16 protein-coding genes are annotated in these 22398 nt (G+C 38.5%); 5 read left to right on the forward strand and 11 right to left on the reverse strand.

Annotation, left to right across the window (positions count from 1 at the left end; all coding sequences use genetic code 11):
- Nucleotides 1-16: 16 nt before the first annotated feature.
- The 4 genes from EFY79_RS11720 to EFY79_RS11735 form a co-directional block, all read right to left on the reverse strand.
- On the reverse strand, nucleotides 17-592 hold the full coding sequence (locus EFY79_RS11720; RefSeq protein ID WP_123120909.1) for a Maf family protein: 576 nt from the start codon (nucleotides 590-592) through the stop codon (nucleotides 17-19).
- Nucleotides 593-607: 15 nt separating this feature from the next.
- Complete coding sequence (locus EFY79_RS11725) at nucleotides 608-1537, reverse strand: geranylgeranylglycerol-phosphate geranylgeranyltransferase (RefSeq protein ID WP_123120910.1); 930 nt, start codon at nucleotides 1535-1537, stop codon at nucleotides 608-610.
- A 27-nt stretch (nucleotides 1538-1564) separates the two neighbouring features.
- On the reverse strand, nucleotides 1565-2086 hold the full coding sequence (locus EFY79_RS11730) for a KdsC family phosphatase (protein ID WP_123120911.1): 522 nt from the start codon (nucleotides 2084-2086) through the stop codon (nucleotides 1565-1567).
- A gap of 136 nt (nucleotides 2087-2222) precedes the next feature.
- The gene (locus EFY79_RS11735; protein WP_148041910.1) at nucleotides 2223-2990 is read right to left on the reverse strand and encodes a Rossmann-like and DUF2520 domain-containing protein; all 768 of its coding nucleotides are present in this window, start codon (nucleotides 2988-2990) and stop codon (nucleotides 2223-2225) included.
- Between the two features lie 310 nt (nucleotides 2991-3300).
- On the opposite strand from EFY79_RS11735, the gene topA reads away from it, so the two are divergent.
- Complete coding sequence (gene topA, locus EFY79_RS11740) at nucleotides 3301-5880, forward strand: type I DNA topoisomerase (RefSeq protein WP_123121110.1); 2580 nt, start codon at nucleotides 3301-3303, stop codon at nucleotides 5878-5880.
- Nucleotides 5881-6085: 205 nt separating this feature from the next.
- A complete protein-coding gene (locus EFY79_RS11745) occupies nucleotides 6086-10807 on the forward strand; it encodes a translocation/assembly module TamB domain-containing protein (RefSeq protein ID WP_123120913.1) in 4722 nt (1573 codons plus the stop codon).
- A 33-nt stretch (nucleotides 10808-10840) separates the two neighbouring features.
- Here EFY79_RS11745 and EFY79_RS11750 read toward each other — a convergent pair whose 3' ends face one another.
- A complete protein-coding gene (locus EFY79_RS11750) occupies nucleotides 10841-12094 on the reverse strand; it encodes a competence/damage-inducible protein A (protein ID WP_123121111.1) in 1254 nt (417 codons plus the stop codon).
- Nucleotides 12095-12213: 119 nt separating this feature from the next.
- Here EFY79_RS11750 and EFY79_RS11755 point away from each other — a divergent pair, with 119 nt between their 5' ends.
- Both EFY79_RS11755 and EFY79_RS11760 read left to right on the forward strand, forming a co-directional pair.
- A complete protein-coding gene (locus EFY79_RS11755) occupies nucleotides 12214-13236 on the forward strand; it encodes an aminodeoxychorismate synthase component I (RefSeq protein WP_199727516.1) in 1023 nt (340 codons plus the stop codon).
- A complete protein-coding gene (locus EFY79_RS11760) occupies nucleotides 13211-13810 on the forward strand; it encodes an aminotransferase class IV (protein ID WP_123120914.1) in 600 nt (199 codons plus the stop codon). The genes EFY79_RS11755 and EFY79_RS11760 overlap by 26 nt, the downstream gene beginning before the upstream one ends.
- A gap of 6 nt (nucleotides 13811-13816) precedes the next feature.
- Here the strand turns inward: EFY79_RS11760 and EFY79_RS11765 are convergent, their stop codons facing one another.
- The 6 genes from EFY79_RS11765 to EFY79_RS11795 form a co-directional block, all read right to left on the reverse strand.
- Nucleotides 13817-15061 (reverse strand): alpha/beta hydrolase family protein, encoded by a 1245-nt coding sequence (locus tag EFY79_RS11765; RefSeq protein ID WP_199727517.1) that lies wholly within the window; start codon nucleotides 15059-15061, stop codon nucleotides 13817-13819.
- A 235-nt stretch (nucleotides 15062-15296) separates the two neighbouring features.
- The gene (locus EFY79_RS11770) at nucleotides 15297-16016 is read right to left on the reverse strand and encodes a DUF4397 domain-containing protein (RefSeq protein ID WP_158605204.1); all 720 of its coding nucleotides are present in this window, start codon (nucleotides 16014-16016) and stop codon (nucleotides 15297-15299) included.
- Between the two features lie 207 nt (nucleotides 16017-16223).
- Nucleotides 16224-17033 carry a subclass B1 metallo-beta-lactamase gene (gene bla / locus EFY79_RS11775; RefSeq protein ID WP_123120916.1) on the reverse strand — a complete coding sequence of 270 codons (810 nt, stop codon included), beginning with the start codon at nucleotides 17031-17033 and terminating at the stop codon, nucleotides 16224-16226.
- 131 nt (nucleotides 17034-17164) lie between these two features.
- Complete coding sequence (locus EFY79_RS11780; protein WP_123120917.1) at nucleotides 17165-17875, reverse strand: SGNH/GDSL hydrolase family protein; 711 nt, start codon at nucleotides 17873-17875, stop codon at nucleotides 17165-17167.
- Nucleotides 17876-18284: 409 nt separating this feature from the next.
- A complete protein-coding gene (locus EFY79_RS11790) occupies nucleotides 18285-18710 on the reverse strand; it encodes an acyl-CoA thioesterase (protein WP_123120919.1) in 426 nt (141 codons plus the stop codon).
- A gap of 51 nt (nucleotides 18711-18761) precedes the next feature.
- On the reverse strand, nucleotides 18762-19169 hold the full coding sequence (locus EFY79_RS11795) for a DoxX family protein (RefSeq protein WP_123120920.1): 408 nt from the start codon (nucleotides 19167-19169) through the stop codon (nucleotides 18762-18764).
- Nucleotides 19170-19349: 180 nt separating this feature from the next.
- On the opposite strand from EFY79_RS11795, the gene EFY79_RS11800 reads away from it, so the two are divergent.
- Nucleotides 19350-22397: a tetratricopeptide repeat protein gene (locus tag EFY79_RS11800; RefSeq protein ID WP_123120921.1), complete on the forward strand. Its 3048-nt coding sequence runs from the start codon at nucleotides 19350-19352 to the stop codon at nucleotides 22395-22397.
- Nucleotide 22398 lies beyond the last annotated feature (1 nt).

Below are 22398 nucleotides of genomic sequence, written 5' to 3' on the forward strand. Positions count from 1 at the left end.
CATATTATTTCTTGCTTTACTGATGGTGCAGCTTTTCCAGTTCAGCTACTACCCCGCTTATGGGCAGGCCCATCACGTTGTAAAAATCGCCTTTAATAGATTTTATTCCAACGGCGCCAATCCATTCCTGTATGGCATAGGCTCCTGCCTTGTCGTAAGGTTTGTAAGTGTCAACATAATATTCGATTTTTTCTTTTGTCAACGGAAAAAATTCAACTTCAGTTTTTACTTCAAAAACATTTTTATATGAACCAGACAAAATGCAAACCCCGGTAATCACATGATGAATTTTGCCGGATAATTTTGAGAGAATATGAATCGCTTCGCCGCGGTCGGCCGGCTTGCCTAAAAATTCATGATTCAAAACAACTACTGTATCTGCTGCAATTATCGTGTATGCATCACCGTTAACCAGCGTTTTTTGAACCGACAGCGCTTTCTTTTCTGCTATATATTTTGCTACCTGAAACGGATCCATTTCCGGCGAAAAACTTTCATCAATATTAGAAACTACTACTTCAAAAGGAATTCCGGCAAGTTCTAAAAGTTGTTTTCTGCGCGGCGAGCCCGATGCTAAAATAATTTTTTTCATTATCCACCTGGAGTTTTAAAAAAATAACATTGAAATGATGCCTGCAAGCATAATGAGTTTTATCACGGAGCTGAGCCTGTGAAAATCGGCGGGTGTATTGGCCTTATATAATTTTTTTAATACCCACAGGCTGGGAATGGTGACCAGCGCAAAAGTATATAGTGCAGATAACCACCAGCCCAATTGAATTATATACAGTTGTATGGCGACCAACATTCCAACGAGCACCACAATCCAGACACCTGCAAACACTTTGCTTACGGGCAGGCCCCAAACGATGGGCATTGTTTTGCAACCATAGCGCAAATCTCCTTCAATATCCTCCATGTCTTTAACCACCTCTCTTATCAAAGAAATAATAAAAGCAAAGCCAGCATAAATAAAAGAAACTTTTAAAAGGCGCTGCCACACCACATCATGAGGAGAAATCCGGAACCGGTATTCGGCAAGGGTAAGAACTAAAATGGTCCAGGCCGTCAGCAACGAAATGATAATATTTCCTATAAGAATTTTCTTTTTGAAAGTGCTTGAATAAAAAACCAAAAGCATGATTGCGATAAAATTGAAAAAAGGAATGAAAGGGTTTCGAAGCTTATAACCAATATACAGGCTCAACATCAGGCCAATCGCAGAAAAAACGGCATGAAGCAAAATCGCTGAACGCCGCTTTATGAATTTGCCTACGATTACTTTTGGCAATTTATTTACCTGGTCAATATTCTCATCAAAGTAATCGTTAATAATGTATCCCGCAGCCGCTATACAAACGGAGGCTATAACCAGGAGATAAAATAATCCTTCAGAAAGCTTTATGGCTTCATAGCCCGCATGTGCTTCCAGGTAAACAAAAGGCAAAATAAAATACCTGAAGAGCACTTGCGTGAGTATAATGAAAATAAGATTGGGCCACCTTATTAATCTGAAAAATGCGCCAATCGTTTTCATGGTAAAACTTAAAATGGATAAATATAATCAGGTGGATGGAATCTTATTTTCAAGTGGCCAGTGATTGTTCAGCTTCAGCACTTTTTCAATTACGTCCCTGGCACAACCATTGCCTCCCTTAAAAATTGAAACATAAGAAGCAGCCTCCCTGATTTCTATGGCTGCATCTGCAGGACAAGCAGAAATGCCTGCTATCTTCATACAAAAATAATCCGGTATGTCATCTCCCATAAAAAGAACTTCGTTAGCTTCCAGATTATTTTCTTTCAAATATTCTTTTACAAAATCTGCTTTAGCGGTCACATTCATAAACACCTCTTCAATGCCAAGGCGCTTTAATCTTTCGTTTACAGGCTCGGAATTACTTCCCGAAATCACCACTACCCTATATCCGTTTTTTACCGCCAATTGAAGGGCGTATCCATCTCGTACATTCATGCTTCTTAGCCAGTTGTTATCCTTGTCAATAAGTATATTTCCATCTGTCAGCACGCCATCCATATCAAATATAAAAGTTGTGATCAGCTTAAACCGTTTAAGAATTTGCATTTCAAACAAAATAGTGGATTAGAAAATAAACCTTCAGCAGTTATCCTTTTCCTGAATTATTTTTTCAAATATAGGTATAGGTATGATAAAAACAAGTTAATGAGATTTTAATGTGGGCATTATGCATTCAAAATAATTATCTTTTGCCATGATGCTTAATGATACTTTCAGTAAGCTTAAGATAAATATATTTCAGGTTAGGAACAGAATTTAGTGCCTGCAAGTGCCGGTTTAAAGTAAAAATATCATCTCTTATTGCCGGGCCGGTTTGTGTGAGAAAGGGCGAATTATTCTGCACCCGTCTTGCGGTTTCTTCTATCAATGGATACAAAAAAGAAAAATCAATATTCTCATTTTTGCAAAATAATTCGGCAAGCGCATACAAGTGGTTGGTGAAATTATTTACAAAAATTGCTGCTACATGGTAATTCAGCCTTTCCAAATCGTTAGCCTCTGTCACCTTATCAGAAAGCGTTGCCGCAAATTTAGAAATCACGCTTAAAGTTTCTTTACTGTTGCCATCAATCAAAAATGGAATTTGAGGAGTGCCATCCATATATTTTGTCAACGACTGCAAAGGATATAAAACGCCATAAGTAGATGTCAGGTATTTTAGGACATTCATCGGTGTTGCGCCCGCAGTATGAACTACCAGCTTGCCGCTGAGGGCCGAAAATTTCTCAGGCTGTTCAAGGGCTGCATCATTCAGGGCAAAAATATAAATGTCTGCCGCTGCAAACTGCGGCGAGTGGAGCGGAACTGTGGAGGCATTATATAAGGAAGCAAGGGCTTTTGCATTTTCTTCATTGCGGCTTAGCACCTGTACTAACTGATGGCCGCTTTTGGTAATAAGTTTTGACAAAACCGTAGCCGTATTTCCCGATCCCAGCATTACAACTCTCATTGGCAACTTTTTTTCGTAAATAACCTTATTCAAATTGGTTTTAAATAAGCAATTGTGTTTAAAAATAAAATTAAGATAAAATAAAAATTTTTCAATTTGCTGGTTTTATCTCCACGCACAAAAATCAAAGGATATAAAGCGGTTAGTCTCTGGATGTCACGAAGTTAATGAACGGTGTTCATATATCAATTTAATGCCTGAAAACTTGATTTTTAATTTTTACGCTAATATTGCAGCGACCTGCACAATTAAATTTCACTATATTATATAATTGGAAGCAGGTATTGGAAAAGGAAAAATTCTGAAGATTATGGCAAAAAATTTATTGATAGTTGAGTCTCCGGCGAAAGCGAAAACAATTGAAAAAATATTAGGAAAAGATTTCGAAGTAAAGAGCTGTTATGGCCACATCCGCGATCTTGAAAAAGATGACATGGGCATAGATGTGCATAATAATTTTAAACCCCGGTATAAAGTGCCTGCGGATAAGGCTAAGGTGGTAAAAGAATTGAAAGATTATGCGAAAAAAGCAGATACAGTGTGGCTTGCATCGGATGAAGATCGCGAGGGGGAAAGCATCAGCTGGCATTTAGCCGAAGTGCTAGGCCTCGACGTAAAAACCACGAAGCGAATTGTATTCCACGAAATTACCAAGCCTGCCATCAATTCAGCCGTCGAAAATCCGCGGCTTATAGATATGAATCTCGTGAACAGCCAGCAAGCAAGACGAGTGCTGGACCGGCTCGTAGGTTTTGAATTGTCGCCGGTGCTGTGGAGAAAAATAGGCATGAAAGGCGGCCTCAGCGCAGGACGTGTACAGAGCGTAGCCGTAAAATTAATAGCAGAACGGGAAAGAGAAATCAACCAGTTTGAAGTAACCGGCAGTTTCAAAATTGAAGCGAAGCTGGCTGCCACAGACAATTCCGGCAAAAGCATTTCCTTCAGGGCTGAAGACGGCAGTGCAAGGACAATCGAAGACGCGGAAAACTTTTTGAACCGCTGCAAAAATGCCAGCTATACGGTAAAAGATATTATCGTAAAACCCGGCAAGCGTACCTCAGCAGCGCCTTTCACTACTTCGACGCTTCAACAGGAAGCCAGCAGAAAATTAGGTTATAGTGTGAGCAAAACGATGCTTATTGCGCAAAGATTATATGAAAGCGGGAAAATAACCTACATGAGAACAGACAGCGTGAATCTGAGCAGTACCGCAAAAGATCAAATCAAAAACCAGATACTGAACAATTACGGAGAAAAGTATTTGCAGATGCGGAATTATAAAACTAAAAGTCAAAGCGCTCAGGAGGCGCATGAAGCTATCAGGCCTACAGATATGAGCGAGATGAGAATTAATGATCCTGAATTGAGCCGCCTTTATGAATTAATCTGGAAGCGCACCATAGCCTGCCAGATGAGTGATGCCCTTTTAGAAAAGACAACAGCGAAAATAAAAATCAGTACTACAGAAGATGAGCTGACAGCCACCGGCGAAGTGCTGAAATTTGATGGCTTTTTGAAAGTATATCATGAAGACAATGATGATGATGAAAATGATAATTCGGGCTTTGGCAGCGAAAGCAGGCTGCCTCCATTGCAAATAAATCAGCAATTACAGTTTGAAGAAATGACAGCCACTGAAAAATTCACGAGGCATGCTCCGAGATATACTGAAGCGTCACTTGTGAAAAAGCTGGAAGAACTGGGCATTGGCCGGCCCAGCACCTACGCTCCTACTATCAGCACTATCATCAAAAGAAGCTATGTAGAGAAAAGAGATAAAGAAGGCACGAAGCGGGAGATAAGGATCGTGAGGCTTTCAAAAGAAAATGTGATAGAAAAAATAAAAACATCGGAAATAACAGGCGCGGAAAAAGGAAAACTTTTTCCTACAGATCTTGGTTTGGTGGTTACAGATTTTTTAGACAGGCACTTTCAAAACGTGATGAATTATTCATTTACTGCAAATATTGAGGAAGAATTCGACAAAATTGCAGAGGGCGACCTGCAATGGAACAAGATGGTGGGCGAATTTTATAAGCCCTTCCATGAGTCGGTGGAGCATACACTTGAGAATGCAGAAAGAGCCAAAGGCGAAAGGGAATTAGGCGTGGACCCGGTAAGCGAAAAACCCGTGATAGCACGAATGGGAAGATATGGGCCAATGGTGCAGATAGGGAATGCAGAAGACGAAGAAAAGCCAAGATTTGCAAGGCTAAAAGCTACCCAAAGCATAGAAACTATTTCGCTGGATGAGGCGCTGGAATTATTTAAGCTTCCGCTCAACCTCGGAGAATATGAGGGAAAAGAACTGTCAGTAAATGTGGGAAGATTCGGGCCTTATGTGAAATGGGGCGAACAGTTTATTTCCATTCCAAAGGGCGAGGAGCCAACCGAAGTGGATTTACAACGGGCCATCGAGATTATCAAAATGCGGCAGGTGGAAGACGCTCCCATCGGCTATTTCCAGGATAAGCCGATTACGAAAGGAAAGGGAAGATTTGGACCGTTTATAAAATGGAATGAGATGTTTATCAATGTGCCACGCGCCTATAATTTTGATGCGCTTTCTCAGGATGATTGCAATGAACTTATTGAAAAGAAAATTGAGAAAGAAGCCAATCGTTACATTCAGCAATGGCCTGAAGAAAAAATTGCTATTGAAAACGGCCGCTGGGGGCCCTTTATACGCTTCGGGAAAAAAATGATGAAAATAACCGCAAAGCCAGGAGGTGGAAAATATACTGCGGAGGAAGTTGCCGCTCTTTCACTGGATGATGTGAAGAAAATGATTCTTCAGCAAGACCCAAAAGCCTTTGATAAAAAGGTCACCAAAAAGAAAGCCGCGCCGAAGAAAGCGGCACCAAAAAAAGCAGCGAAAAAGAAAAAGTAATTTATAAATAGTTTTCTGTTTTGTGGTGCAGTAAAAGAAAAAAACGAATTATTTATTGATTTACTGTTCATCTCTAAAATTCAGATTAACAAATTAGCAACGGAATCGCCATTTCATATGTTTGGCTTACCATAGCGTTTCTTTATTTTTGCTGATAATCTGATTTGGTCTGAAAAAAATTGCAAAAATATTTCTAAAAGTCCTGTTGAGCTTACTGGTGCTCATTGTTGTTCTTTGGATTTTAATTCAGACCACATTTTTTCAGACATTTATCATCCATCGCGTTGCACAAAGGCTTTCAAAAAATTTACAAACTACTGTTTCTATAAAAAAAATTAATCTTGAGCTTTTCGACAAGATGGATATGCAGGGTCTGCTGATTCTTGATCATCAAAAAGATACACTGGTGTTTGCAGGCAATGCAAAAGTGAACATCACGGATTGGTTTTTTTTCAAAAAGAATATTACACTACAGTATATAGGACTGAGCGATGCGCTGATTAATTTATATCGCTCGGATTCCGTCTGGAATTACCAGTTTATGGTAGACTATTTTTCAGGATCAGGAAATAAAAAAAAGGATACAACTTCTTCCTCGATAGACCTCGACCTTAAAGTGGTCAATTTAAAAAATGTACGCATCTGGCAAAAAGATGGTTGGCGCGGCGAAAATATTCTTGTTTCTGCAGGCAGGTTAGTGGTGAGGGCAGATAAGTTTGATCTGAAAGAAAAGAAGATTTTGATTAGCGAAGCCCGGTTAGATACTCCTTCATTCACGATGTATGATTATACAGGCAATCGCCCGCCCCGTACGGGATCTTCTGCCGGGCCCGATACTACTGAAATAAAGGGCTTGCGCTGGAACCCTGATCAATGGCTATTATCTGCAAAAAGATTGAATATATCAAATGGACTTGTAGCCATAGAACGAGAAGGAGGCTCTGCGCCGGTTAACGATGTATTTGATGAAAGGCACATCATTATTTCATCCATAAACGGAAATTTCAAAAATATAAAATTGGCTGAAGATACCTTGCAGGCGGCCTTTTCTCTTTCAGCAAAAGATCGCGGAGGTTTTGTGATAAAAAATATTTCCGCCCAATTAAAATTTACGCCTGAGCTAATGGAGTTTAAAGACCTCGACATCCTAACCAACAAAAGCCATCTCCGGGATTATTATGCCATGCGCTATCGCAATTTCAATGAGGATATGCAGGATTTTATTCACAGCGTAACTGTTGAGGGCCACTTCAAAAACAGCAAATTGAGCAGCGACGACCTGGCTTATTTTGCTCCGGATACGCGCTCCTGGAAAACTGATTTTATTTTGTCAGGCAGGGCTTCGGGAAAAATTGACAACCTCACAGCGCACGATATGGATATTAAGGCAGGCAACGAAAATATTCTTAAGGGTGATGTCAGCCTGCGCGGTTTGCCTGATTTGGATAAAACATTTATTGACCTTCGTGCCAGGCAATTCACAAGCAGCTATACCGAGCTTGCCAAACTTATCCCTTCATTAGAAGACGTTACCAATCCTAACCTGGGCGCTTTTGGAAAAATTAATTTCAGCGGAAGTTTTACGGGATATTTAAATGATTTTGTGACTTACGGAACTTTGCAAACCGATATCGGAACGTTACAAACCGATTTGCATCTTACGCTTCCGCCGAAAGGGAGGCCGGTTTATAATGGAAAAGTTTCAACGGATAATTTTCAGTTAGGAAAATTTATTGAGAACAGCAGCATCGGAAATATCGTTTTTGATGGTAAGGTGAAAGGAGAAGGTTTTGATCCGAACAATGTGGACATTGCGGTAGATGGCAGCATAAAAAAAGTTGAATATAACAGCTATGCGTATTCGAATATTATTGTACACGGAGAATTTCACAACAAATTGTTTAGTGGCAATGCAAGCATTAATGATCCGCATATTATTATTGACACGCTTGTAGGTTCAATTAATTTCAGCAAGGCAAATCCGCAATTTGATCTGGAAGCCAATGTAAAAAGATTACATCTTAAAAACTTAAAATTTACCAATGATAGTATTTCACTTACGGGTAAATTCAATTTAAACTTCACGGGCAATTCGATTGATAATTTCCTGGGCTCTGCAAAATTATACAGCGCAGTTCTTTCTGATGAAGGCAAGCAGCTTTCATTTGATTCATTGTATATCAGTTCAACCTTTGTGAACGATAAAAAATTTCTGACGCTCGAGACTAACGAACTGGAAGCCGGTATCAACGGCGATTTCAAATTAATGGAAATACCAGATGCATTCCAGCTATTTCTTAATAAATATTATCCTGCCTACATTAATAAGCCAAAAAAAGTTTTGGAAAATCAGCAGTTTAATTTTTATATAAAAACGAGAAACGTTAGCGATTACCTCAATTTATTTGATAAAAGAATGACGGGCCTGAACAATTCTGTGTTGCAGGGAAATATTAATATTGGTAACAACACGTTAGACCTGCAGGCCGATATTCCACAATTCAACTATAGTAATATCCAATTTAATGTAATTGATTTTACAGCCACAGGAACCCGCGATACGCTTGCTCTGCAGGGCAATATAGACGACGTGGTGATTAATGACAGCCTCCATTCTCCTGACACCAGGTTCAGCATAGTGGCCGCAGATGACATTTCTGATATATCTATCAATGCCACAGGCAACAAAACATTTAATAATGCGGATCTGTCTGCCCAGATTCAAACCAACAGGCATGGTTTTAAATTAATTTTTAAACCATCAACATTCACCATAAATCAAAAGCAATGGCAAATAGCAAAAGAAGGAGTGCTTGAATTAAACGATAGTTTGCTCACTGCGAATGATATCCGCTTTTCTCAAAACGGGCAGGAAATATATATTTCGACGCAGCCTTCTGAAAATGGCGGCGGCAATGATATTTTGCTTGCTGTACAAAATCTGATCGTCGGCGACTTTGCGCCCATTTTCCTAAAATATCCACAGATTGGTGGATTGCTTAATGGAAATTTGCGCGTGAGGCATCCTTTTGGAAATATGGGAATCGAGTTTGACACAAAAATTGATGAATTTAAATTTGAAACAGATTCAATTGGAATTCTACTGGCTAACGGTGAATACCACGCACGTCCGGGTGAATTGAAAATAAATTTTATTTCAAATAATAATCTATACAACTTCAGAGGAAATTTTGGATACAGCTTTAGTGATACCAGCATCAATCAATTAAGCGGCTCAGTTGTATTTAATAATTCGGGAATCAATGTACTTGAAACGTATCTCAATTCTGTATTCAGCAGCCTACAGGGCAGAGCAACAGGCAAGCTGGCCATTTCCGGAAAAGCATCAGCACCAAAATTAACTGGCAGCATAGTGCTTGATAGTACAGCGTTAACTATTGACTACACCAAATGCCATTACCGCCTGGCTGATAGTTCCGTTATAACTTTTAAGCCCGATGAAATAGATTTTGGTTCTATTAAAGTTCTTGATACCCTTAAAAATACCGGTACCCTAACGGGCAAGATTTACCATACTTTTTTTGATAATTTTTTCTTTAATGAACTTCACTTTAAAACAGATCCGGGTAGAAACGGGCCTGCCAAATTCAGCTTGCTTAATACTACATCCAGCGATAACACTGAATTCTACGGGCATGTTGTGGGCCGTGCAGAATTATCGCTTAATGGATTTTTAACAGACATGCAGATGGATATTTCCGGGGAGCCCACCGACAGCAGCCATATTTATTTACCCACCGGCGAAACGGCCGAATCGGGATCGATGGATTATCTTACTTTCATAAAATTTGGCCGTGAAATGAAAGCCGATCTTGTGTCGCGCCATAATACGAATATTAAAGTGAACATGGAACTTACGGCAAATCCTTTGGCAAAAATTGACGTAATACTTGATGAAACTACCGGTGATGTGATAAAAGCACAGGGAAGCGGAAAGCTGAATATCACTGCCGGCACTACAGACCCGCTCACAATCCGCGGAAGATATAATGTAGAGCAGGGAGAATATACTTTTAATTTTCAGACATTTTTAAAAACACCTTTCAATCTGCAACAGGGATACATTGAATGGCAGGGCGATCCTTATCTCGCCACGCTAAATATTGATGCCATTTACCAGGCGCAGAATGTGAGCATGAATAATATTCCTACGACTACAGGCTACCGAAATATAAACGGCGATGTGGATATCATTTTTAAGCTGAGAGGAACGCTGAAAGATCCACGTCCCGAATTTGAATTCCAGTTTCCTTTTGATAATCCCTTAAAATCAGATCCCATAGCAACAGAATATTTAAAAACCAGGTTCCAGGAAGATAAAACAGCCCTGATGAACCAGGTGGCTTCACTTCTTTTGTTCAACCAGTTTATGAGCAGCGACCAGCCTTTAATAACCGGAAACAATACAGGAAATTTTGTTACAAGAAGTGTGGGACAATTACTATCCGCAACACTTTCTACTTCCCTTAACTCATGGCTTCAAAAAGTGTTGAATACAAAATCGGTAAACCTGATTACTAATATCAACACAGGAGATTTAAATTTTCAGAAAGGCGCATCTCAAAAAGAACTGACCAATGTGGGAAATTTTGGCGTTAGAACTGCGTTCCTGAATAATAAATTGCTCGTGACCGTAGCCGGAAACGTCGATTACAGGCTGGGCCAGGCTGTCACCACTTCAAATTCGAATTTTTTATTCACCCCTGACGTTTCTTTTGAATACCTCATTACACCAAATGGCCAATTGCGTGTAATTGGCTTCAACAGAAGCGATGCGGATATCGGTGATATTGCCGGCGTTACGCGGCGAAACCGCACAGGTATTCAGCTTTCTTATCGCAGGGATTTTGACACGTTCGCAGAATTTTTCACCAATGAAAACAGGCGGCGAAGAGGAAGGAAGTGAATTGTTGAAAGCTGAAGACCATTCTCCAATCACTTAATCACCATTCACCAAAAATTTTCTCATCAGGTTTAACGCCATCACGGAAGTTACTTCGATATTTTTTTCACGTGTAAAACGCTGCTTAAATTTTTGCACTGCCTGATCTTCCTTATTTCCAACGGCAACATACACGGTGCCTACAGGTTTCTCCTCTGAACCGCCACCGGGCCCCATGATGCCGGTAACCGCAATTCCAAAATCAGTTTTCATTTTTTTCAAAATACCGGAAAGCATTTCACGAGCAGTTTGTTCGCTTACTGCTCCGTAAGCATCAAGCGTTTCCTTCTTAACTCCAAGCAACTCTTGTTTAATTTCGTTTGAATAGCTTACCACGCTTCCCTTGAAATAGGCAGATGAACCTGCAACTGATGTAATAAGGCTTGCAATCGCACCACCAGTGCAGCTTTCCGCGGTAGAAATGGTATTATTATTTTCCAGGAGAAGCTTTCCTACTACCTGCTGCATGGTTAAGTCTTCATCTGCTACCATAAACTCTTTCACCAGTTCTTTCAATGCAGTAAACTGATTTTTAATCGCATTTTCTGTTTTGCTTTTATCAAATCCTGAAGTGGACAAACGCAATCGCACCATACCATAATTCGGTAAATAAGCCAGCCGGATTTCTTTTGGCAATTTATCTTCAAAATCTTTTATTTCTTCAGCAAGAGCAGATTCACCAATGCCACTGGTAAGAATCGTCTTATGAATAATGGCCGGCACATGAAATTTTTTTTGCAACATCGGGATTACTTCCTCCATAATTCCCTGCATTTCATAAGGCACTCCAGGCATACTTATAAATATGGAATCATCTTTTTTGAATACCATTCCGGGTGCAGATCCTCGCTGATTCTGAATTACCTCGCATACATCCGGCACCTCCGCCTGCTTCAGATTTACTTCACTCACAGGCTTTTTATATACTTTTTCAAAAAGCCTTTTTACATTTTCCAGCGAAGCCTGGTTCACTATCATTTTTCCCTGGAAATATTCACACAAAACGTTTTTTGTGATATCATCATTCGTTGGGCCAAGGCCACCGGTGATTAATACAACCTGCGAATTTTTACTTCCGAAATCCAATGCCTTTCTGATTTCCGGGGCATCATCGCCCACAGAAATTCTGTTATTTAATGCAATCCCTATTTTGTTTAATTGTTGTGCAATCCATGCGCTGTTGGTATCTGATACTTGTCCTATCAGCAGTTCATCGCCAATCGTAATTATTGAGGCATAAATATTTTCCATGAGCGCAAAATTAAAACAGAAAGCCATTACAACTTCAGTCCTAATTTTGAGAAAAGAAGATGATAGCAAGTTTGTGAAATTGTAATTTGCAGTTCAACTTTAATCGCTGTTATAAAAAAATGACGCCGGCAACTGACATAAATGAAACTGACGGATTATATTCTAAAGCCATCGCCGTGCTGCGAATGAACGAATTAGGATCTCTTGAAAAGCCCTTTCTATTTATTATTGATTTCGAAATGCTGCGCCCAATTGTAAAGGAATTGCCTTTAACAGGAAAAGATATTGTTTTCGATATTAATGGTTTCACGAATGCAGATAGCCTGGCTCATAATGGAGAGGATAAAGACATTATTTTTTCTAAAACACCAGTTAGCTTTCAGATCTATGAAAAGGCGTTTAGTGAGGTGATGCAAAATTTAAAACAGGGAAATTCTTATCTCGTAAACCTCACACAACCTTCTGAAATAAAAATAAATCTTACATCCCGGGAAATTTTTGATGCCTGCGAAGCAAAATATAAACTGAATTTCATGGACAGGTTCATGGTATTTTCCCCGGAATCTTTTGTGATAATCCGGGATCAGAAAATTTACAGTTATCCAATGAAGGGCACTATTGATGCGGCTATTGCAAATGCAAAAGAAATTATTCTGCAGGATGCAAAAGAAAAAGCAGAGCACACGACCATAGTTGACTTAATAAGGAATGACATGAGCCATTTTGCAAAAAATGTGCATGTGAAAAGGCTGCGATATATTGATTGTGTGAACACCAATCAAAAAAATCTATTACAGGTAAGTTCAGAAATCGTAGGTGATCTTAATACAAATTATAGAAATTGCATCGGCGATATTATTTTCTCAATGCTGCCAGCGGGTTCTGTTTCGGGAGCGCCAAAAGAGAAAACGATAGAGATTATTAAAAACGCTGAGAATTATTCCCGTGGCTATTATACGGGCGTATTCGGTTATTTCGATGGCAAAAACCTTGACAGTGGTGTTATGATTCGTTTTATGGAACGTGATGGGTATAAGTGGATATATAAAAGCGGTGGCGGCATTACTTCGATGAGCAATGCCCAATCGGAATATGAAGAGCTAATCAATAAAATTTATGTGCCGGTTAATAGAAAGCATTAAAGTAATTGACAGGAAATTTGAAAATATTTCTTTTCACAATCAGCGCTGTAATGAAGCCCGCGATGCGCTTTGGAATTGCAAAAATAAAATTGATATTTCGCGTGAGGTGGCGCTGCCAGATGATTTGAACGATGGCTTGTATAAATGCCGCATTTTATATTCTTCACAAATAGAGAAAGCAGAATTCATGCCCTACCAGTTACCAAACATTCATTCCCTGCAGGTAATTTATGATGATACAATCGAATATCCATACAAATATGAAGACCGCAGGCGGATTGATGAATTGTTTGCAAAGCGTAAAAGATGCGATGATATTTTGATAATAAAAAACGGTTGCCTTACCGATACTTCATTTTGCAATATCGTTTTATACGACAGCAAAAATTATTTTACCCCCGATACTCCATTATTAAATGGCACCAGGCGCCGCCGGCTTTTATCTCAAAAAAAAATTTTTGAAAAAAAAATTACACTGCATGATCTCATGTCATTTCAAAAAATATTTTTAGTGAATGCTATGATTGGTTTAGAAGATAATATTTGCGTTGACATTGAAAATGTGAATAAATAATTCACGCTATAATCCCCATTGCTCTTTTGCAAACCTGATGTATTGCTCCCAATCAAACAAAGTAACATCGTGTTTCCCGGTCCGGATATGATAATTGATACGATGCCCGACGGGGTGATCTAACGCAGGCATTTCATTTGTTTCCACACCTTCCTGACCAAATAACGAATATACTTCACCGGCATGCCAGGCACTTAAAAATTCTCCTTTCGGATCGCTCCACAAATCGCCGGCTGCACTTGCCACATACAAGGGGCGAGGCGCAATTAATGCAAGCAACTCATGCTGGTCCACAGGTAAATCAAAAACATTGTGATTATAACTTTTGTAAGCGTTGACAAACCAATAAGGAAAATTTTTATTGATTAAATACACTGTTTCACCAAACCACCTTCTTGCCAACGCAGCGCCACCTTCGCCTGATTCGTTTGAAATCACAATACTAAAACGGGGATCAGAAGCGCCGGCCCATAAAGCTGTTTTACCTAAGCGGCTATGGCCCATCACTGCCACTTTCTTTTCATCCACATTTTTATCATTTACGAGATAATCCATTACCCTGCTAAGGCTCCACGCCCAGGCACCAATTGCCCCCCACTCTTCAGGTTTAATTTTTAGATCATCCTGAAGTTTGGTTCGTACGCCGGATTTCCATCCGTCTTTATTATCTATTTCGATATCGCTGTAGCATGCCGTTACCAATCCAAATCCATTTTCAATTATTGTTTTTACCGGCCACCTGGAGGCGCTTGATCCACGGGAAGTTTTATCATCGGTGTTTGCCACAATTTCCGGATCATTTTGAATAGCCTGATTTCCTTTGAAGTTCAAGCCTACGAACACCGGCACCTTTCCTTTACTGTTGGCAGGAAGATACATAAGCACATCAATATGAGCTGACGTATCTGATTGTTTCAGATATATGCGAACCTGCCTGCGCAAAGCGATTCCACCGAGGGCTTTGTTACTTTCTTCTCTTATTTTATAACGAACATTTATTTTTTGCCGGGGATAACGGCCATACACATTTTTTTCAAACAACTGATAGATATAGGCGCGTTGTGCTTTCATCCATTCAGTGCTATCTTTTACACGTTTGCCATTCGGCATCATAAGCGGGTCCGGAAGCGTGTAAGCGATTACTTTGGATTCATTTTCATTGGCAGAATCAGAAGGAAACTGTGCAGAAGCCGGATTCGTTTTTATCAGGCACGCAAGAAAAATAAAAACTAGTATATTGAATTTTTTCATAACTGTATTTTAGAAAATTTTATCTAATTCTACCCGGTAGATGGAGGTGATAAATAAAAATACAGTAAAGCGACAAATTTGGGAAAATTTTATTTTGCTTAGGCGATGCAACAACAGCCATGTTATAAGAACCTCAAGATGAATAGCGCTCCGACGTCAGCTTTCAACAAATAGAAAAGGCACAAGTATAAAACCTATGCCTTTCCATAATCCAAATAGTATATCCGGTGAATCTTTATTTTGAAAGCGTTCCGTTAACGATGTATTTTATTTTCACCGTTCTTGCAGTGTCTGTTGTGTGTGGCATTCCTGATAATAAAATAGTGTACACTTTATCTTTTTCAAAAGTGATAGTTTTATTCGCTGCGATGGTAGAATCGTTGGTGATATTGATTGTAAAATCTCCCGGAGCTACCTGAGTAAACGGCGAAATTTGGCCAAAGTGAGTGGTACCGCTGACATCATCTGTGCCGTTAGCTGAAACTGTAAATTGTTGAGTAGAAGAATCCGGAATTGCGTTTACATAGCGGACAAATGCATTGCCAGTTGAATCAGGCAGCGAATCCAGTTCATCATTCACAATTATATTCTTGTAAACACCGTGAGCTCCCATAAAAAATGCAGAGTAGTATTTATTTGGCTCAACTGTAAAGCTTTCCGTTGCAAGCGCAGAATCTGAATTATTCAGATAAACTTCCAAAGTACGGGCACCTGTATAAATAGGTAAATAGCCGCCGGTAAAATTACTGTAATCCAAAGGCACATTGGTAATGCTGTTATTATTGAGCACAAAAACAACCGGCGACATCGTATCTGGTACCATGTTTAAGGCCATTAAACCCGCAGTGGGCGTAGCGGGAACGTCTTCCTTCTTGCACGCAGAAAACAGGATTACGGAAACCAAAGCCAGATAAAAAAATTTGTTTTGAATCGTTGAAAAAAATTTGTTCTTCATTCTTAAGTTTTTAGGGTAATTAATTAATTCGCCCATTACCCGGAAAAATTATGCCACGTAAGCATTTGTGTATCGAATAAATATCAATTAAAAAAAGTTTAACGAATTATATTTTAGAATGGATGTGTTGTATCTAAAAAATTTTAACCTTGAAGGCTATCCCTTGATGTACAATAGCCAACAATGAATTATTTTAGAAAATATTTTCTAACGAAATAAATTAAAAGTATAATCCAGTAATTCCCTGCCTCCGGGCTCATCATGGCCAGGAATGACGATTTTTGCATTTGGAAATTTTCGTTTGACATTTTCTATTGTAACAGGCCAAACTTTTATGTTTGCATCTTCTAAATTTCCTTTAGGTGCGCCGATAGCTTTCACAAGGCATCCTCCAAACAAAATGCTGTCTGCTAAATAATAGCCTATGATATTATCTTTGGTATGCCCTTCTCCCATAAACAGAGCCTCAATTTTTTGATTTCCAACGTGAAGAATCAGGCTATCGTGGAATCCTTTTAAAAGAGAAACGTTGCTGTTGTTTTTTCGTTTTAATAATTCGATAGTCTTAAAAGACGCGTATGCAGGAATGTGATGCTTGCCAAATGCAGAAAGCCCTCCTACACAATCTTCATGAAAATGCGTGGGGATAACCGCCGAAATAACGGAATTAAGATTTTTGTTAACATATTTAATCAAGTCCTCCGAAGCTGAATCGTTAGCAGGAGTATCAAAAATCACCGCCTTTCCATCATTCGTTACTACCATTCCATTACAGGAAACTTTTCCGAAATCCTTTGTGCTCAAATAGGATACATGGCGATAAGTATGTTCTGAAATTTTACGTACAACAAGGAGTGGAGTTTGATAAACAATTGTATCAATAACTGCACTCGTAATTGTTTTTCCGGAAAATTTTTTATTGTCACTTTTTCCGGAATTATTATTACATGAGAACAAAAATATTAAACCCGCGATCGCGGCTGCAACGATTGTGATTTTTAAAATTTTTTCTATCATTAGTTCGTAGATAATTTTTTGCAAATTCAAAATACAGTAAAGCAATAAAAAGCATGTTTTTATTTTCAAAAAATATAGTGACAAAATTTTGGTGACATGATCCGGTTTTTCATTCGATAATATCAGGCTACTTATGGGAACGCAAGAAAAGCCACCTGTAATTCACCTAACTTATGATAACCTACTGCGTTCATGTGAATCGCATCATGATAATATAATTTCCTGTTATAGATGTTATATCCTCCCATAAAAAAAAGATCAAGAATTGGAATGCCATGCAGTGCACACACTTTTTTTTGCATCTCAACATATTCATTCATACCGTGCGGTGCAAAAGGATCGTATCCACCCCTATCCGTAAAAGCTTTGCCGGAAGTGAAAAAATATATAGTTGCTTTAGGATTAATTTCATGGATTTTTTTGATACAATAATTTATGCCACCAGCCTGTGTAACTAATTTAGTAGTATCATAATTATCAAATTCTGTATAATCTGTATAATTACCCACTGCCCTGTGATTGGTATAATCATTAGTGGAAGCCCATAAAACGTAAATATCAAACGCGCCTGCCGCGTCCACTTGTTGTTGCAAAGATTTCCCCTGGAGTGAGGAAAAGCCTGCACCACCCACACCGAAATTTGTCACCTTCATTCCCAAATAGCGCTGCCAAAGGATTTTAGCGCTATCGCTTGCAGGAATAACAGAAACCGAACCGCCAAATACCGCTACTGATTTTCCATAGTTAAATGAAGCCGAGAGTTGATTATCCGGGAATGATTGAGATTGTGTGTTTTCGGATAAAAGAATTGAAACGAATAAAATGATATATATTTTTTTCATGCGATATTTTATCGGTGTTAGTGATAAAAGTATCAAATTTTTTAACTCATAGATTGATAATTAAACAGAACGCATGTTTTCTGCTTTCTGCGCGGACTAACCGCATTTTTTAAATGTTGATTTATTTTACCGGAATTAAGCTGTAATTTTTCCCAATTTAGCAAATGAAATATCGGAAAGGACTCTATTTTCGTGACCTAAAAATTGCAGATGAGCAAAAACTATAGCTATGGTTAAAACAGAAAAAAATAAAAAATCATTTTTAACCTGGATAAAGCGTATTGGCTTTTGGGGGTTTCTGTTTTTCCTTGTAAAGGGCCTTGTTTGGCTGGCCGTAGGTTATTTTATTTTGAAATAGAAATCAGAATATAAAAGTGATGTGTTTGTTTGCCTGCTGCTGCAATTTAAATTAAGATTCTTTTTCAGTTTCAAAATACCTGAGAAGCTTTTTCTTTATTTTTTCGGGGATGTCGGTGCGTTTCATTGTTTTGGCATTTATAAAGTATAGTGTAACACTTCCCATATTCAACAGTTCTTCTTTTTCATTATAAACTTCATTATGAAAAATGATTTTTGAATGAAGAGGCATTTCCTTTATGGTGGTTACCACCGTTACCAAATCATCATAAAGCGCAGGCCTTAAAAAACGTATATGCATCTCCGTTACTGGCATTATGACGCCCGTTGCTTCAATTTCTTTGTAAGTTAAACCAAGGCCTCTCAATGCTTCTGTCCTGCCTATTTCATAAAGCTGGGCATAATTGCCATAATAGACTAAACCCATTTGATCAGTCCAGGCGTAATGTATTCTTATTTGTGCTTTGGATGTAAACATGAATTGTAAAACTTAAATAGCTCAGATGTATAATATCAAAAAAGAAGCGGCTTATTTTCCAATTACACCGTCCAAACTAATTTTTCCCGGGCCGCAAAATAAAATTGTAATGCTGGCTGCAAGATAGATGGCGCCCATTTCGCCACGGCCAAGAATTTCTCCATGGGTAGCCACAAACACAACTACAGTCATCGCTATGACAATCGGAATTACAGCTACTCTTGTAAACAATCCAAGTATTAAAAAAATAGAACAAAAAAATTCGGCAAAAATTACAAGCGCAAGAGATAAGGTGGGCCCCATGTGAAGAAAGTTTAAAAACTTATAACGAAGACTGCTAAACGAAATTAGTTTACTATAGCCATGGCTTATCAAAAGGACTCCCAGAACAACCCTTAAAACCAACATTCCAAAATTAAAACCCGCGTTTGAATATTTTGTTGACAAAAATTTACTCATTCTTTTTTACAATTGTATTAACAAAGATTTGTGCAATTTAAAGTGTTTTTAGTTTCATTCAAATAGTTTTGGATAACCGTTAGTGAAATGGTGGTTGTACTTTTGCGCGAAATAAAAGTGGTACACCCAAAGAGTTTGGCTCGCTTTTTATTCTATATTGAACAGTAAAATATTAAATTAATGACGCGTTTTTTTCTGTCTTTTCTATTCATAGTATTTTCAATTCCTTGTTTTTCCCAGGCAAATTACTCCGTTACAGATCCTGAGAAAGATTTTAAAGAAGCTGAGTATTTTTTCCTCAAAGGAGAATACAGTCTTGCCTATCCCCTTCTAAAACCGTTACTGGATAAGTATCCTGAAAATACGAAAAGTAGTCATGCTTATCTTAACCAGGATATTGAATACTATTTTGTGGTATGCGAATTAAAGCTCAATCAATCGATAGCAGAAGAAGCTGCAAAAAGATTTATTGATGCAGCTAACAATGAGCCGCGCCAGCAACTGATGAGCTTTCACCTTGCTCAATATTATTTTTTAAGAAATGATTATGCGCGGGCTGTGGTTTATTATGAAAGAGCAGGATATAATAATTTAAGCAACGAACAAATTGCCGATGCAAAATTTGAACTCGCCTATTCATATTTTGAAGTAGGGCAATATAACAGCGCTAAACCATTATTTGATGAGATTCATCAGTTGCCCTCTAATAAGTATTATTATGACGCTAATTATTATTATGGTTTTCTCAGTTACCGCGACCGTGATTACAACAACGCACTGAGTTCATTTCAGAAAGTAGAATCTATTCCAAAATACCGCGGCCTTGTTCCCTATTACATTTCACAGATATATTATTTCCAGGGAAACAAAGACCAGGCGTTACAATATGGACAAAGCAAAATTGGCCAAAATGATGTTTACAACCGGAAAGAAATGAACCTTCTGATGGGGCAGATTTATTTTGAGAAAAAAGAATTTTCTAAAGCATTGCCTTTGCTTGAAGCGTATGTAAAAAATACAGACAAAGTTTCCAAGGAAGTAATGTATGAACTAAGCTATTGTTATTATAATGCCAATGATGTTCAAAAAGCAATAGAAGGATTTAAACAGCTTAGCAATGAAAAGGATTCGTTAGGACAGAATTCAATGTATCTCCTGGGCGATCTTTATTTAAAAACGGGTCAAAAAGAAAATGCGAGAAATGCTTTCCTGTACAGCGCTGACAACAACAGCAACGCAAAGCAGCAGGAAATTTCCAGGTTTAATTATGCAAAACTCTCCTACGAATTAGGCTATCAGGATATAGCGCTCAATTCCTTAAATAAGTTCCTTGATCTATATCCCCAGTCTGCTTATGCGAATGAAGCCAAAGAAATTATTATTAATCTTTTGGCGAATACAAATAATTATTCAGAAGCGCTTTCTTTGTACCAATCTTTTTCCCAGCCCACGCCAACAATGAAAAGAATTTATCCGAAGATTCTTTTTGGAAAGGCTACAGAATATATTAATAACCAAAAGCTGGACGAAGCCGACGACCTTCTCACTAAGGTAATCAGGGACCCGGATGCAGGCCCTGTTTTACCGTTTGCTTATTTCTGGAAAGGGGAAGTTTCGTATAGGCTTAACCGTTATGATGAGGCAATTAAAAACATGAATAGCTATTTGCAAGCTGGCGGCATACAGGGCGAAGCTAATCCAAAAGATGCCAGCTATGTGCTTGGATATAGCTATCTGAATCTTGAAAACTATTCCCAGGCACTTGCAAATTTTAAACAGGTTGCTCCTGTTATAAATTCACAATCTTCAAACCTGCAACAAGACGCGTATGTTAGATCCGCCGATTGCTATTTTATGATGAAAGATTATGCAGCGGCAAAAAATATGTACCAGAATGTGATTAACAATGGCCTTGATCAGAGCGATTATGCCTTATACCAGGTGGCATTGATTAATGGAATACGTAGCCCATCAGAAAAAATTAAAACATTCAACACACTTACTGAAAAGTATCCTCAGAGCGATCTTGTGGCTGAGTCTTATATGCAAATTGCAAACGCTTACATGGTACAGGAAAAATTCAGGGATGCCATTCCGTATCTTAATAAAATCCTTGACATAAAATCCGCTTCCGGCCAGTATCCTAAGGTGTATTTAAAATTAGGCCTTGCAAACTATAACCTGAATAATAACAACGAGGCATTGCAGGATTATCAAAAACTTATCAATCAATACCCACAATCAGAAGAAGCAAATGAGGCCCTCGATAATCTTAGGAATATCTATGTAGAAATGGGTAAGCCAAATGATTATGTGGCTTTTGTGCAGAAGGCTGGCAAGGTAATTAGCGTTTCCGAAGCGGATTCTGTTACCTATGCCGCAGCTGAATTGCAATACTCCAATAATGATTGTGCTGCTGCCATTAGCTCGTTCAATAATTATTTATCAAAGTTTCCACAAGGTGCATACGCATTGAACGCAAACTTTTATAAAAGTGAATGTTATTCAAGGAATAAAGATTGGCAAAATGCATTGAAAGGATATGAAGCAGTTTTAGGCCAGGGAGCCAGCCCTTTTGCTGAAAGATCAGCTTATGCGGCAGCCAGAATAAATTATTTTGAATTGAAAGATTACCAGCAATCCAAAACCTATTTTTCAAAATTGCTGGAACTATCCACCACTCCCGAAAATCAATTGGAAGCTTTAAGAGGATTAGTGAGAAGCTATTATCAAACTAAAGATTTTGCTGAGGCAAATAATATTGCAAAGGAGCTTCTCACCAAGAAAGGTATCAGCACGGATGATAAAGCGATTGCTAATTTGGTTTTAGGAAAATCATTACAGGTGAACAACCAATGCCCCGATGCTATAAAAGCGTTTAAAGAAGTCTCTGCCACCAACAAATCGGAATGGGGCGCTGAAGCACGGTTTGAGACTGCTAATTGTTATTATATGCTGAACCAATTGCCGACCGCAGAAAAAGCAGCGCTTGAAGTGATAAAAGTAACCGGCTCCTATGATTATTGGGTAGCCAAATCTTATATATTGCTTGGAGATATTTACCTGGCTGAAGGGGATTATTTTAATGCTAAGGCAACTTACAAAAGTGTAGCTGATAACGCAACCATTCCCGATTTGAAAAAAGAAGCACAGACAAAACTGGATGCCGCTATCGCTGATGAGCAGCAACATTCTAAAGTTCAATCGTCACCTTCGAACAGCAAATAAA

The sequence above is a fragment of the Hanamia caeni genome, assembly GCF_003721595.1.
Taxonomy (GTDB): domain Bacteria; phylum Bacteroidota; class Bacteroidia; order Chitinophagales; family Chitinophagaceae; genus Ginsengibacter; species Ginsengibacter caeni.

Excerpts from the sequence above, each read along its gene's own strand:
- EFY79_RS11770 (WP_158605204.1), bottom strand. The coding sequence starts at position 16,016 with ATGAAGAACAAATTTTTTTCAACGATTCAAAACAAATTTTTTTATCTG.
- EFY79_RS11725 (WP_123120910.1), bottom strand. The coding sequence starts at position 1,537 with ATGAAAACGATTGGCGCATTTTTCAGATTAATAAGGTGGCCCAATCTT.
- EFY79_RS11790 (WP_123120919.1), bottom strand. The coding sequence starts at position 18,710 with ATGTTTACATCCAAAGCACAAATAAGAATACATTACGCCTGGACTGAT.
- EFY79_RS11800 (WP_123120921.1), top strand. The coding sequence starts at position 19,350 with ATGACGCGTTTTTTTCTGTCTTTTCTATTCATAGTATTTTCAATTCCT.
- EFY79_RS11750 (WP_123121111.1), bottom strand. The coding sequence starts at position 12,094 with ATGGAAAATATTTATGCCTCAATAATTACGATTGGCGATGAACTGCTG.
- EFY79_RS11765 (WP_199727517.1), bottom strand. The coding sequence starts at position 15,061 with ATGAAAAAATTCAATATACTAGTTTTTATTTTTCTTGCGTGCCTGATA.
- EFY79_RS11755 (WP_199727516.1), top strand. The coding sequence starts at position 12,214 with ATGACGCCGGCAACTGACATAAATGAAACTGACGGATTATATTCTAAA.
- EFY79_RS11795 (WP_123120920.1), bottom strand. The coding sequence starts at position 19,169 with ATGAGTAAATTTTTGTCAACAAAATATTCAAACGCGGGTTTTAATTTT.
- EFY79_RS11730 (WP_123120911.1), bottom strand. The coding sequence starts at position 2,086 with ATGCAAATTCTTAAACGGTTTAAGCTGATCACAACTTTTATATTTGAT.
- EFY79_RS11780 (WP_123120917.1), bottom strand. The coding sequence starts at position 17,875 with ATGAAAAAAATATATATCATTTTATTCGTTTCAATTCTTTTATCCGAA.
- bla (WP_123120916.1), bottom strand. The coding sequence starts at position 17,033 with ATGATAGAAAAAATTTTAAAAATCACAATCGTTGCAGCCGCGATCGCG.
- EFY79_RS11720 (WP_123120909.1), bottom strand. The coding sequence starts at position 592 with ATGAAAAAAATTATTTTAGCATCGGGCTCGCCGCGCAGAAAACAACTT.
- EFY79_RS11735 (WP_148041910.1), bottom strand. The coding sequence starts at position 2,990 with ATGAGAGTTGTAATGCTGGGATCGGGAAATACGGCTACGGTTTTGTCA.
- EFY79_RS11760 (WP_123120914.1), top strand. The coding sequence starts at position 13,211 with ATGTGCCGGTTAATAGAAAGCATTAAAGTAATTGACAGGAAATTTGAA.
- topA (WP_123121110.1), top strand. The coding sequence starts at position 3,301 with ATGGCAAAAAATTTATTGATAGTTGAGTCTCCGGCGAAAGCGAAAACA.